This is a genomic window from Mesorhizobium sp. M8A.F.Ca.ET.218.01.1.1 (assembly GCF_004791165.1).
Classification (GTDB): domain Bacteria; phylum Pseudomonadota; class Alphaproteobacteria; order Rhizobiales; family Rhizobiaceae; genus Mesorhizobium.
In genome coordinates, this window is record NZ_SRUZ01000001.1 from 818,514 (window position 1) to 831,123 (window position 12,610).

Annotated in this window: 10 protein-coding genes; 7 read left to right on the forward strand and 3 right to left on the reverse strand. The window is 63.3% G+C overall.

Features of this window, described 5'->3' with window-relative positions:
- Positions 1–7: 7 nt before the first annotated feature.
- The 3 genes from xdhB to uraH are packed head-to-tail and all read right to left on the reverse strand — an operon-like array spanning position 8 to position 4,230.
- On the reverse strand, positions 8–2,371 hold the full coding sequence (xdhB, locus tag EN861_RS03875) for a xanthine dehydrogenase molybdopterin binding subunit (RefSeq protein ID WP_135862457.1): 2,364 nt from the start codon (positions 2,369–2,371) through the stop codon (positions 8–10).
- Complete coding sequence (gene xdhA / locus EN861_RS03880) at positions 2,371–3,852, reverse strand: xanthine dehydrogenase small subunit (RefSeq protein ID WP_135862461.1); 1,482 nt, start codon at positions 3,850–3,852, stop codon at positions 2,371–2,373. Before xdhA ends, xdhB begins: the two co-directional genes overlap by 1 nt.
- Before the next feature lie 3 nt (positions 3,853–3,855).
- Positions 3,856–4,230, reverse strand: coding sequence for a hydroxyisourate hydrolase (uraH, locus tag EN861_RS03885; RefSeq protein ID WP_127275736.1), 375 nt, complete (start codon positions 4,228–4,230; stop codon positions 3,856–3,858).
- Between the two features lie 203 nt (positions 4,231–4,433).
- Here uraH and puuE point away from each other — a divergent pair, with 203 nt between their 5' ends.
- The 7 genes from puuE to EN861_RS03920 all read left to right on the forward strand — a co-directional run bounded on the left by puuE (position 4,434) and on the right by EN861_RS03920 (position 12,609).
- On the forward strand, positions 4,434–5,852 hold the full coding sequence (puuE, locus tag EN861_RS03890) for an allantoinase PuuE (protein ID WP_127872921.1): 1,419 nt from the start codon (positions 4,434–4,436) through the stop codon (positions 5,850–5,852).
- 10 nt (positions 5,853–5,862) lie between these two features.
- The gene (locus tag EN861_RS03895; protein WP_135862463.1) at positions 5,863–6,723 is read left to right on the forward strand and encodes a bifunctional allantoicase/(S)-ureidoglycine aminohydrolase; all 861 of its coding nucleotides are present in this window, start codon (positions 5,863–5,865) and stop codon (positions 6,721–6,723) included.
- The gene (locus EN861_RS03900; RefSeq protein WP_135862465.1) at positions 6,720–7,232 is read left to right on the forward strand and encodes an ureidoglycolate lyase; all 513 of its coding nucleotides are present in this window, start codon (positions 6,720–6,722) and stop codon (positions 7,230–7,232) included. The genes EN861_RS03895 and EN861_RS03900 overlap by 4 nt, the downstream gene beginning before the upstream one ends.
- Positions 7,229–7,822 (forward strand): nucleoside deaminase, encoded by a 594-nt coding sequence (locus tag EN861_RS03905; protein ID WP_135862467.1) that lies wholly within the window; start codon positions 7,229–7,231, stop codon positions 7,820–7,822. The genes EN861_RS03900 and EN861_RS03905 overlap by 4 nt, the downstream gene beginning before the upstream one ends.
- Before the next feature lie 84 nt (positions 7,823–7,906).
- Positions 7,907–9,892, forward strand: coding sequence for a CocE/NonD family hydrolase (locus tag EN861_RS03910; RefSeq protein ID WP_135862469.1), 1,986 nt, complete (start codon positions 7,907–7,909; stop codon positions 9,890–9,892).
- A 154-nt stretch (positions 9,893–10,046) separates the two neighbouring features.
- A complete protein-coding gene (locus tag EN861_RS03915; protein WP_127275730.1) occupies positions 10,047–11,633 on the forward strand; it encodes an ABC transporter substrate-binding protein in 1,587 nt (528 codons plus the stop codon).
- Positions 11,634–11,649: 16 nt separating this feature from the next.
- On the forward strand, positions 11,650–12,609 hold the full coding sequence (locus tag EN861_RS03920; protein ID WP_135862471.1) for an ABC transporter permease: 960 nt from the start codon (positions 11,650–11,652) through the stop codon (positions 12,607–12,609).
- Position 12,610: the final 1 nt, after the last annotated feature.

Genomic DNA, 12,610 nt, shown 5'->3' on the forward strand with positions numbered 1-12,610 from the left:
TTTGGCCTCAGGAAGGCTCTGAAGCCTCCCGCTTCAGCCGCTCGATCGCCATCAGCACGCGTTCGGGTGTCGCCGGCGCGTCGAGACGCGGGCAGATCTTGTGGTCGGCGACGCTGGCCACTGCGTCCGACAGCGCGTGCAGCACCGCCATGCCATGCGGCAGCGGCGGTTCGCCGACCGCCTTGGAGCGATGGATGGTCGGCTCATAGGCCTGCGACCAGTCGGTCAGCGCCACGTTGAAGATCTTCGGTCGGTCCGACGCCAGCGGAATCTTGTAGGTCGACGGCGCGTGCGTGCGCAGCCGGCCCTTGTCGTCCCACCACAGTTCCTCCGTCGTCAGCCAGCCCATGCCCTGGATGAAGCCGCCCTCGACCTGGCCGAGGTCGATGGCCCGGTTCAGCGAACGGCCGCAGTCGTGCAGGATATCGGCGCGCTCGACGACATATTCGCCGGTCAGCGTGTCGACCGACACTTCGGCGCAGGCCGCGCCATAGGCGTAGTAATAGAAGGCGTGGCCCTGGCCCTTGCTGCGATCCCAGTGGATCTTCGGCGTCTTGTAGAAGCCGGCGGCCGAGAGCTGCACACGTGCGATATAGGCCTGCTTGACCAGATCGTTGAAGCTGACCTCCTGGTTGCCGACGCGCACCCGGTTTGGCAGGAACAACACCTGGTCGACAGGGATCTGATATTTCTCGGCGGCGAAGTCGGTCAGCCGGCGGCGGATCTGGCGCGCCGCGTTCTGCGCCGCCATGCCATTGAGGTCGGCGCCCGAGGACGCAGCCGTCGGCGCGGTGTTGGGCACCTTGGCGGTGGTGGTGGCGGTGATCTTCACGCGATCGAGGTCGATCTGGAACTCCTCCGCAACGACTTGCGCCACCTTGAGATGCAGGCCCTGCCCCATTTCGGTGCCGCCATGGTTCATGTGCACCGAACCATCGGCATAGACATGCACCAGCGCGCCGGCCTGGTTGGCCTCGGTCTTGGTGAAGGAGATGCCGAACTTGACCGGCGTCAGCGCCAGGCCGCGCTTGACGAAGCGGCTGTTGGCGTTGAATGCGGAAATCTCGCGACGGCGGCGCGCATAGTTGGCGCTGTCTTCCAGTTCCGCCACGATGCGCTGGATGATGCAGTCCTCGACCTTCTGGTGATAAGGGGTGACGTTGCGGCCGCCGATCGCTTCCATCGGATCGTAGAAATTCAGCTTGCGGATTTCGAGCGAATCCTTGCCGACCGCGAAGGCGACCTCGTCGATGACACGCTCGGCGCCGACCATGCCTTGCGGGCCGCCGAAGCCGCGGAACGCGGTGTTGGAGACGGTGTTGGTGTAGAGCGGCGCGGACTTGGCCAGCACCGCGGGATAGAAATAGGCGTTGTCGCAGTGGAACAGCGCACGGTCGCCGACCGGGCCGGACAGGTCGGCGGAGAAGCCGCAGCGCAAGGCGTAAGTGAAATCGACGCCGAGAATATTGCCCTCGTCGTCGAAGCCGACCTCGTAGTCGATGGCGAAATCGTGCCGCTTGCCGGTGGCGGTCATGTCCTCGTCGCGGTCGAGCCGGATCTTGACCGCCCGCTTCAGCCTCTTGGCGGCGATCGCGGCGATCGCGGCGCACTGGTTGGCCTGCGTTTCCTTGCCGCCGAAGCCGCCGCCCATGCGGCGCACTTCCACCGTCACCGCGTTACTCGGCACGCCAAGCGTGTGGGCGACCAGATGCTGCGTCTCGCTCGGCCCCTGGGTCGAACAATAGACGGTGACCTCGTCGTCCTCGCCGGGGATGGCGAGAGACACCTGGCCTTCGAGGTAGAAATGGTCCTGGCCGCCAAGCCACATCCGGTTCTTGATGCGGCGGGGCGCTGCCTTGATTGCCGCAGCCGCATCGCCGCGCCGCAAGATCAGCGGCGTGGTCACCTGCTTGTCCTTCGCCGGATCAAGGTCCCAGATGTCGATCACGGCGGGAAGCTCGTCATATTCGATCCTGGCCAGGCGCGCGGCGCGCCGGGCTGCCTCGCGCGTCTCGGCAATCACCGCGAAGATCGGCTGGCCGAAGAACTGCACCTTGCCTTCCGCCAGAACCGGATCGTCATGCATGTTGCTGGGCGAGACATCGTTCTCACCCGGCACGTCGGCATAAGTCAGCACGTCGACGACACCAGGGGCCGCGCGCACCGCCGAGAGGTCGACGCTTTTCAGAACGCCATGCGCCACCTTGGACAGGCCAAGGCCGGCATGCAGGGTGCCGGCCGGCTCCGGCATGTCGTCGATATAGACGGCGCCGCCGCTGACATGCTTGTGGGCGGAATCATGCCGCTGGTCGGTAGCGACGCCGCCGACGATCTTCTCGGCCTTGAGGTTTGATGGTGCGTGCTTGTTCATCAGGCCGCCTCGCTGCGTGATACCTGGAACGGCGCTTTCGTTCCGGTCGTCTCGACGTAAAAACGCAGCAAGAGGTTCTTTGCCGCCAGCGCTCGATATTCGGCGGTCGCGCGCATATCCGTGAGCGGCGTGAAATCCTTGGCGTATTCGGCCATCGCTGCCGCCACCGTCGCTTCACTCCAAATCTTGCCTATCAAAGCCCGTTCAACCGCCGACGCCCGCTTCGGCGTTGCCGCCATGCCGCCATAGGCGATGCGGATATCGGCCACCGTGCCGTCCTTGGCCAGAGCCAGACAGAAGGCACCCAAGGTCGCGGTGATGTCCTCGTCGCGGCGCTTGGTGACCTTGTAGACGGCGAATTTCACGTCCTTTGCCGGCACGGGCACGTGCACGGCCTCGACGAACTCGCCCGGCTGGCGATCCTGCTTGCCATAGGCAATGAAGAAGTCCTGCAACGGGATCGTGCGCCGCTTCTTGCCCTTGCGCAATGTCAGCCGTGCGCCGAGCACGATCAAGGGCGGCGGCGTGTCGCCGATCGGCGAGCCGTTGGCGACATTGCCGCCGATCGTGCCCATGTTGCGGACCTGTTCGCCGCCGATGCGGTCGAACAACGGCCCCAACGCAGGGATGCGTTTCGACAGCGTCGAAAAGGCTTCGGTGTAGGTCACGCCGGCGCCAATCGATATGACGCCGTTTTCTTCCGTGACGGCGCAAAGCCCCGGCAGATTGCCGATGAAGATCGCCGGCGAGATATCGCGCATGTGCTTGGTCACCCACAGGCCAACATCGGTCGAACCGGCGACGACCGTCGCGGTGGGTTCCTTCTCGAAGACAGAAGCGAAATCGTCGGCGTCGGCCGGCACGACCAGCCGCGTCCTGCCGGAGCCAATCTCGACCCTGGCGCCATCGCGCAACGACTGCAGCCGTGTCGTGATGTCCCGGCGCTCCGCCGCCAGCGGGTCCTTCGCCGCCTTGCCATAGCTCGATATGGCGTGCGCGGCGCGCATGATCGCTTCGTAGCCGGTGCAGCGGCAGAGATTGCCTTGCAAGGCTTTTTCGATGGCCGCGTCCGACGGGTCCGGCGACTTCATCCACAGGCCGTAGAGCGACATGACGAAACCCGGCGTGCAGAAGCCGCATTGCGAGCCATGGAAATCGACCATCGCCTGCTGCACAGGATGCAACCGGCCTGACACACCGCGCAGATGTTCGACCGTCACGACATGGGCGCCGTCGAGCGAGCCGAGGAAGCGGATGCAGGAATTGACGCTTTCATAGACCAATCCGGCGGCCGATAGCCTGCCGACCAGCACGGTGCAGGCGCCGCAATCGCCCTCGGCGCAGCCTTCCTTGGTGCCGCGCAGCGAACGATCGAGCCGCAGCCAGTCGAGCAAGGTCGCGTCGGGCGCCACGGATGACAGCGCGACATCCCTGCCATTCAGAATGAAGCGGATTTCGTTGCGGATATTGACCTTGGCCATGCCTCAGCTCCCCCTGTAGGTGGAATAGCCGTAGGGCGAGATCAGCAATGGTACATGATAGTGCACCGCCTCCGCCATGCCGAAGCGGATCGGCACGCTGTCGAGGAAGGCAGGCTCCGGCAGCTTCGTTCCCTGACCGCGCAGATAGTCGCCGGCCGCGAACACCAGTTCGTATTCGCCGGTGCGGAAGTCGGCGCCTGCCAGCAGCGGCGCGTCGCAGCGGCCGTCTGCATTGGTGACGACCGTCTTCAGAAGCGTGCGAGCAGCACCGTCGAGACGGTAGAGCGCGATCGACAATCCCGCCGCCGGCCTGCCGGTCGCGGTATCCAGGACATGGGTCGTCAGACGCCCGCCATCGGCTTTCGACGTTTCTGCCATTGGCCGCCTCCCATTTCCAGTACGAACAAATTGGCCGATATAATCGAGCACTGCTGATGAATTGTGCGCCAATTAAAGGCGATGCATAAGTCCCGGTCGAGCGGAGTGCGACAAAAACACTTTCAAAAATTTTGAGGGGAATGCGAGAAGCACCCTTTCGATATTCTGATCATACTTCCGGTGATGCCGGGCGCGGAGGGACGATGCGTTACACCAGGGACATGCGTGGCTACGGGGCCAATCCGCCAGATCCGAAATGGCCTGGCGGCGCGCATGTCGCCGTGCAGTTCGTCGTCAATTACGAGGAGGGCGGCGAGAACTGCGTGCTCCACGGCGACAAGGCTTCGGAAGCCTTCCTCTCGGAAATCGTCGGCGCGGCGCCCTGGGTGGGCCAGCGCCACTGGAACATGGAATCGATCTACGAGTATGGGGCGCGAGCCGGCTTCTGGCGGCTGCTGCGCCTGTTCGGCGAGGCGCAAGTGCCCGTGACCTGCTATGGCGTCGCCACGGCGCTCGCACGCTCCCCCGACCAGGTCACGGCGATGCAGGAAGCCGGCTGGGAAATCGCCTCGCACGGGTTGAGATGGATCGACTACCGCGACCACGACGCCGAGGACGAGCGCCGCGACCTCGAGGCGGCGATCAAGCTGCATTACGAGGTGACCGGCCAGCGCCCGACCGGCTGGTATACCGGCCGCACATCGGTCAACACGGTGCGCCTGGTGGCGGAAGAAGGCGGCTTCGACTACGTCTCGGACACCTATGACGACGAACTGCCCTACTGGTTCGAGCATAGCGGCGGCACGCAGCTCATCATCCCCTACACGCTCGATGCCAACGACATGCGCTTCGCCACGCCGCAAGGCTTCAATTCGGGCGACCAGTTCTTTGCCTATCTCAAGGATAGTTTCGACACGCTCTATGCCGAAGGCAAGGCAGGCAGGCCGCGCATGATGAATATCGGCCTGCATTGCCGCCTTGTCGGGCGGCCGGGCCGGGTGGCGGCGCTGAAGCGCTTCGTCGATTATGTCAAATCGCATGACAAGGTCTGGCTGGCGCGGCGCATCGACATCGCCAAGCACTGGCAGGAGAACCATCCCTACAAACCGGCCGCCCTGCGCCCGTCGAAGATGGAATTCGAGACGTTCGTTCACACCTTCGGCGCCGTGTTCGAACATTCGCCCTGGATTGCCGAACGGGCCCACGAGTTGGAGCTCGGTCCGGCACACGACACGGCGGGGGGCCTGCACAATGCGCTCTGCCGCATCTTCCGCGCCGCCAGCGAAACCGAACGGCTCGGCGTGCTCAACGCCCATCCCGACCTCGCCGGCAAACTGGCCAAGGCCAGGCGGCTGACGGCGGAATCCACCCGGGAACAGGCTTCCGCCGGCCTCGACGCGCTGACCGACAAGGAACGCGAACTGTTCTCCAAGCTCAACGCCGCCTACGTCACCACCTTCGGCTTCCCCTTCATCATCGCGGTGAAAGGCAAGACAAAGGAGGAAATCCTCGCCGAATTCGAAGCCCGTATCGGCAACGGCCGCGGCGTCGAATTCGAAACCGCCTGCAAACAGGTCGAGCGCATTGCGCTGCTGCGCCTCAAGGACATGCTTCCACAATAGGTTTAAACCCATGGATACGATCAGGATGCCCGAGCGAACCTATTATGCCCCACAGGGGGGCCATCCCGGCCAGAACGAGCTTTTGACCGGGCGCGCCGTCTTCACCGAGGCCTATGCGGTCATCCCCAAAGGCGTGATGCAGGACATCGTGACCAGCCCGCTGCCGTTCTGGGACAAGACCAGGGCTTGGATCATCGCAAGGCCGCTGTCGGGCTTTGCCGAGACGTTTTCTCAGTACATCGTCGAGGTTCTGCCGGGCGGCGGCAGCGACCGGCCGGAACCTGACTCCGGCGCCGAAGGCGTGCTGTTCGTGGTCGAGGGGGAACTCACCGTATCGCTCGCCGGCAAAAAGCATGTGCTTGCCGCCGGTGGCTTTGCCTTCCTGCCGCCGGCAAGCGGCTGGACGGTGCGCAACGAGAGCAGCGCTGCCGTGCGCTTCCACTGGATCCGCAAGGCCTATGAGGTGGTCGACGGCCTGGACGCGCCGGAAGCCTTCTTCAGCAGCGACCAGCAGGTGGCGCCGACGCCGATGGCCGGCACCGAGGGCCGCTGGGCGACGACGCGTTTCGTCGATCCGGACGACATGCGCCACGACATGCACGTCACCATCGTCACGCTCGAGGCGGGCGCGGTCATTCCCTTCGCCGAAACCCATGTCATGGAACATGGGCTCTACGTGCTCGAAGGCAAGGCGGTCTACCGGCTGAACCAGGACTGGGTCGAGGTCGAGGCCGGCGACTTCATGTGGCTGCGCGCCTTCTGCCCGCAGGCCTGCTATGCCGGCGGCCCCGGAAAATTCCGCTATCTGCTCTACAAGGACGTCAACCGGCACGCCAAGCTCGGCGGCTATCTCGGGGGCCGCGCGCGGTGAGCCGCATCGTCGCGCAGCCGCTGAGCCGCGAAAACTTCGCGCCCTTCGGCGACGTCATCGATATGGGCGGCGACAACCGCTACCCAATCAATGGCGGCAAGGCGATCCGCTATCATGATCTCGCCACCGCCGAGGCCGCTGGGCCGAATGCGCGCGTGCTGATCTCGATGGTGCGCGGCACACCCTATGAAATGCCGCTGAAGCTGACCATGGTCGAGCGCCATCCGCTCGGCAGCCAGGCTTTCATCCCGCTGTCGCCACGGCCGTTTCTGGTCGTCGTCTGCCACGATACCAAGGACGGGCCGGGCGAACCGCATGGCTTCATCGCCGCGCCCGGACAGGGCATCAACTACAAGCGCAATCTCTGGCACGGTGTGCTGACGCCGATCGGCGAGGAACAGGATTTCCTCATCGTCGATCGCGGCGGCGATGGCTCCAACCTCGAAGAGTTTCACTTCTCGCACCCTTACGAAATCCACCTTCCCAGAAAGCCCGAGATTTCATCATGACCGACATTTCGCTGATCGACCGCCTGCTCGACGTGATCGAGCACGACATCGTGCCGAAGACGGCAGAAGGCGTCGCCCATGGCAACAAGCTGTTCGGCGCGGCGATCCTGCGCAAGGACGACCGGTCGCTGGTGCTGGCCGAGACCAACAACGAGATGGAAAACCCGCTCTGGCATGGCGAGGTGCATTGCCTGAAGCGTTTTTACGAGATGCCCAGAGCCGAACGCGTCGACACGAAAGAGGCCATCTTCATTGCCACGCATGAGCCGTGCTCGCTCTGCCTGTCGGCGATCACCTGGACCGGTTTCGACAATTTCTACTATTTGTTCAGCCACGAGGACTCGCGCGACAGTTTTGCCATCCCGCATGATCTCAAAATTCTGAAAGAGGTCTTCACTCTCGACCCTGGCGGCTACAATGCCGAGAACGCCTATTGGAAAAGCTTTTCGATCCGTCGGCTGGTGCGGGCCCTCCCCGAGGCCGAGCGCGCGAGGCTGGAGACGCGGATCGGCAGGATTTCCGCACGCTATGACGAACTGTCCGACGCCTATCAGGCGAACAAGGCCGCAAACGACATTCCGCTGAGTTGATGGTATGAGACAAGTCGCATATTTCGCTGCTCCAGTCGCGAATGGCGATTGAAAGTTTTCGTGCCGCGGAGCGTTATGCCTGCCATGAAAACCATCACCGAATTTCCCCGTAAGGTCGTCGAATTTCCCGACATGGGTATCGTCATGCCCGATGGCTGCCGGTTGTCGGCGCGGGTGTGGATGCCGGAGGATGCGGGCGACGATCCGGTACCTGTCATCCTTGAGCATCTGCCCTACCGCAAGCGCGACGGAACGATCTTTCGTGATCAGCTTACCCATCCCTATTTCGCCGGCCACGGCTACGCCTCGATCCGCGTCGACATGCGCGGCAATGGCGATTCCGAAGGGCTGATGGACGACGAATATTCCGAGCAGGAACTGCAGGACGCCTGCGATGTCATCGCCTGGGCGGCGGCGCAGCCCTGGTGCAACGGCAATGTCGGCATGATGGGCATCTCTTGGGGCGGCTTCAACTGCCTGCAGGTGGCGGCCAAACAGCCGCCGGCGCTCAAGGCGGTTATCAGCCTGTGCTCGACCGTCGACCGCTATGCCGACGACATCCACTACAAGGGCGGCTGCCTTTTGAACGAGAATTTCGGCTGGGCCTCGACCATGCTGTCCTATTCGTCGCGGCCACCGGATCCGCTGATTGCCGGCGACAACCGCTGGCGCGATCTGTGGCTGAGACGGCTGGAGAACCAGTCCTTCCTTTTGCCGCTCTGGCTCAGCCACCAGCATCGCGACGCCTACTGGAAACGCGGTTCGATCTGCGAGGATTTTTCCGCAATCAAAGCCGCAGTGCTGTCGATCGGCGGCTGGCATGACGGCTACCGCAACACGATCTCGCACCTCGTCACCAACATCGAGGCACCGGTCAAGGGCATCGTTGGACCGTGGATACACAAATACCCGCACTATGCGGGCCCCAAGCCGGCCATCGGCTTCCTGCAGGAAGCGCTGCGCTGGTGGGACCACTGGCTGAAGGGCGCCGAGACCGGCGTCGAGGCCGATCCCGACTATCGCGCCTATGTGATGGACAGCGTGCGCCCCGCTCGCTGGCATCCGGAGCGGCCCGGCCGCTGGATAGCCGAGCAGGAATGGCCGTCGTCCAACATAACGATTGAAACGATCGAACTCGTTTCCGCTGATGCAGGACCTTCCATCGTCGCTTCGCCGCAGACCTGCGGGCTTGCCGGCGGCGAATACTTTCCCTTCACCTTCGGCCCGGAATTGCCTGGTGACCAGCGCCCTGACGACGGGCTGTCGGCGTGTTTCGACCAGCCTGAGCTCACCAAGCCGATCGAGATCGTCGGCGCGCCGGAGCTTGAGATCCAGTTTGCCTCCGATCGGCCCCAGGCCAACATCGCGGTCCGGCTTTGCGACGTGCATCCCGACGGCGCCTCGGAACTTATCTCCTATGGCGTGCTCAATCTGACGCACCGCAAGTCGCATGAATTCCCCGAGGCGCTGGTCCCAGGGGAGACGGTTTCGGCGCGTGTCGTGCTCGATCAATGTGCCTACCGCGTGCCGGCCGGGCATCGTTTGCGCGTCGCCGTTTCGACCGCCTACTGGCCTGCCATCTGGCCCTCGCCGGAGCCGGTACGGCTGACCTTGTCGGCGGCCTCGCTATCAGTGCCGCTGCGCCTGCTCGCAACAGGCGACGAAGTCGTCTTCGGCGAACCGGAAGGCGCCACGCCCTGGGCGACCGAGACGGTTCGACCCGCCAAGTCCGAACGCCATGTCGACCGCGACGAAAAGACGGGAATCGTCACGCTTTCCATTGCGGATGATTTCGGCGAGGTGCGTGATCTCGACCACGGCCTTGTCAACGGCAGCATCGCCCGCGAAACCTGGACCATCCATCCTGACGATCCTCTGTCAGCCTCCGGGAAAACACATTGGACGCAGACCCTGTCGCGAAATGGATGGTCGGTCCGTACCGAGACATGGGCGCAGATGCGGTCGGATGCGCAAAACTTCATCGTCAGCGCCAGAATCGAGGCCTACGAAGGCGAAAACCTCGTCTTCGAGCGCGATTTCGACGAAAGGGTCCCGCGCGCGCTGGTCTGAGTGCTGAAACCGTTGGTCCAAATGCGACGTGCGATTTACGCCACGGCATGTCGCATTCGGTCTTGCTTACCGCTTTCCCTTGCGGTCATTATTCCCCTCACAAGAAGCAAGAAAATCGACCAGAGAGTCGAACCAACAGAGTGAGGAACTCAAAATGTCGAATGAACTCGAATTCCTTAGCCGGCGCGTTGCAGCAGGCAAGCTGAGCCGTCGTGATTTTCTCGGCCGGGCGGCAGCGCTCGGCATCGCCGCACCCTTCGCCAACTCGCTGCTTTCAAGCGCGGCGCGGGCGGCCGGTCCGGTCAAGGGCGGCACGCTGAAGGCCGGCCTGGTCGGCGGTGAATCCACCAACAGTCTCGATCCGGCCCTGTTCATGACCCAGGTGCCGTTCGCCTTCGGCAAGTGCTGGGGCGAAATGATCGTCGAGCTGTCGCCCGACGGCAAGCTCGAGAACCGCATCGCCGAGGAGATCGGCTCGTCCAAGGACGCCAAGACCTGGACGCTGAAGATCCGCGACGGCGTCGAATTCCACAACGGCAAGAAAGTGACCGCCGAGGACGTCGCCGCGACGCTCGAGCGCCATTCGGACGAGAAATCGAAATCCGGCGCGCTCGGCTACATGAAGGGCATCGATACCATCAAGGCCAGCGGCAAGGAAGTGGTGCTGACGCTGAAGGAGGCCAATGCCGACCTTCCCTACCTGCTCAGCGACTATCACCTGATCGTCCAGCCGAACGGCGGCAAGGACAAGGCCGACGCCGGCATCTCGGCCGGACCCTATAAGGTCACCACCAACGAGCCCGGCGTGCGCCATGGCGGCGAGCGCTTCGCCAATTACTGGCAGAGCGACAAGATGGGTCATGCCGACCAGATCGAGATCATCGTCATCAACGATGCGACTGCGCGCACGGCGGCCCTGCAGGGTGGCCAGGTCAACATGATCAACCGCGTCGAGCCGAAGATCGTCGACCTGATCAAGCGCGTGCCTGGTGTAACCATCCGCAACCATGCGGGTCCGGGCCATTACGTGTTCATCATGCATTGCAACACGGCGCCGTTCGACAACAACGACCTCAGGATGGCGCTGAAGCTGGCGATCGACCGCGAGGAGATGCTGAACAAGGTGCTGCGCGGCTATGGCTCGCTCGGCAACGACTTCCCGATCAACGCGTCCTATCCGCTTTTCACCGAGATCGAGCAGCGCAAATACGATCCCGACAAGGCCAAATTCCACTACAAGAAGTCCGGTCATGACGGCGCCGTGCTGCTCAGGACCTCGGACGTCGCCTTCCCGGGCGCTGTCGATGCGTCCCAGCTCTTCCAGCAGAGCGCGGCCAAGGCCGGCATCAAGATCGAGCTCAAGCGCGAGCCCGGCGACGGCTACTGGAACGAGGTCTGGAACAAGCAGCCCTTCTGCGCTTCCTATTGGGGCGGCCGCTCGACGCAGGACCAGATGTACTCGACCGCCTACCTGTCGACCGCCGACTGGAACGACACGCGTTTCAAGCGCCCGGATTTCGACAAGATGGTGCTGGCGGCGCGCGCCGAACTCGACGAGGCCAAGCGCAAGCAGATGTACCACGATATGGCGGTCATGGTGCGCGACGAAGGCGGTCTGATCCTGCCGATGTTCAACCAGTTCATCGACGCCACCGGCGCCAAGGTCGATGGCTGGGTGGACGACCCGCATCAGGAGCTGATGAACGGCTACGCCCTGGCGAAGTGCTGGCTGCAGGCCTGAGTCCGGCTTTGCGGATATGTCTTCACCCATCCTGAAACTAATCGCCCAGCGCATCGCGCTGGGCATCCTCCTTTTGTTGGCCATTTCGGTCCTGATCTTTGCCGGCACGCAAATCCTGCCCGGCGACGTCGCGCAAGCCATTCTGGGACAATCGGCGACACCGGAGTCGCTCGCCAATCTGCGCGAGCAGCTTGGACTGAACGACCCCGCCTATATCAGGTACTTCCATTGGCTCGGCGGCGTCTTGACCGGGGACCTCGGCACGGCGATGTCGAGCGGGCAGGATATCGCAACCTCAATCAAGGGCCGGCTGTGGAACACGCTGTTCCTCGCCTTCTGGGCGGCGATCGTGGCCGTGCCGCTGGCAATCATCCTTGGGCTGATCGCGGTGCGCTATCGCAATGGCTGGGTCGACAAGCTGATCTCCGGACTGGCGCTTGCCTCGACCTCGTTCCCGGAATTCTTCATCGGCTATCTCCTGGTCTATTTTCTCGCGGTGAAATGGCAGATCTTTCCCGCCATCTCGACTGTCTATGACGGCATGCCTTTCGGCGAACGCATGCAGGCCATCGCGCTGCCGGCCACGGCGCTGACGCTGGTAGTGCTCGCGCACATGATGCGCATGACGCGTGCGGCGATCCTCAACGTCATGCAGTCGGCTTATGTCGAAACGGCGGAACTCAAAGGGCTTTCAGCCTTCTCCGTCATCCGCAGGCACGCCTTCCCGAATGCCATCGCGCCGATCATCAATGTCGTCATGCTGAACCTCGCCTATCTCATCGTCGGCGTTGTCGTGGTCGAGGTGATCTTCGTCTATCCCGGCATGGGACAGTATCTGGTCGACCACGTCACCAAGCGCGACGTGCCGGTGGTGCAGGCGGTCGGCCTGATCTTCGCCGCCGTCTACATCAGCCTCAACATCATCGCGGACATTTCGGCGATCGTCGCCAATCCGCGTCTCAGACATCCAAAGTGAG

Bases quoted from the DNA above. Each gene is read 5' to 3' on its own strand.
- EN861_RS03915 (WP_127275730.1), top strand. From the start codon at position 10,047: ATGTCGAATGAACTCGAATTCCTTAGCCGGCGCGTTGCAGCAGGCAAG.
- EN861_RS03910 (WP_135862469.1), top strand. From the start codon at position 7,907: ATGAAAACCATCACCGAATTTCCCCGTAAGGTCGTCGAATTTCCCGAC.
- EN861_RS03895 (WP_135862463.1), top strand. From the start codon at position 5,863: ATGGATACGATCAGGATGCCCGAGCGAACCTATTATGCCCCACAGGGG.
- puuE (WP_127872921.1), top strand. From the start codon at position 4,434: ATGCGTTACACCAGGGACATGCGTGGCTACGGGGCCAATCCGCCAGAT.
- xdhA (WP_135862461.1), bottom strand. From the start codon at position 3,852: ATGGCCAAGGTCAATATCCGCAACGAAATCCGCTTCATTCTGAATGGC.
- uraH (WP_127275736.1), bottom strand. From the start codon at position 4,230: ATGGCAGAAACGTCGAAAGCCGATGGCGGGCGTCTGACGACCCATGTC.
- EN861_RS03905 (WP_135862467.1), top strand. From the start codon at position 7,229: ATGACCGACATTTCGCTGATCGACCGCCTGCTCGACGTGATCGAGCAC.
- EN861_RS03920 (WP_135862471.1), top strand. From the start codon at position 11,650: ATGTCTTCACCCATCCTGAAACTAATCGCCCAGCGCATCGCGCTGGGC.
- xdhB (WP_135862457.1), bottom strand. From the start codon at position 2,371: ATGAACAAGCACGCACCATCAAACCTCAAGGCCGAGAAGATCGTCGGC.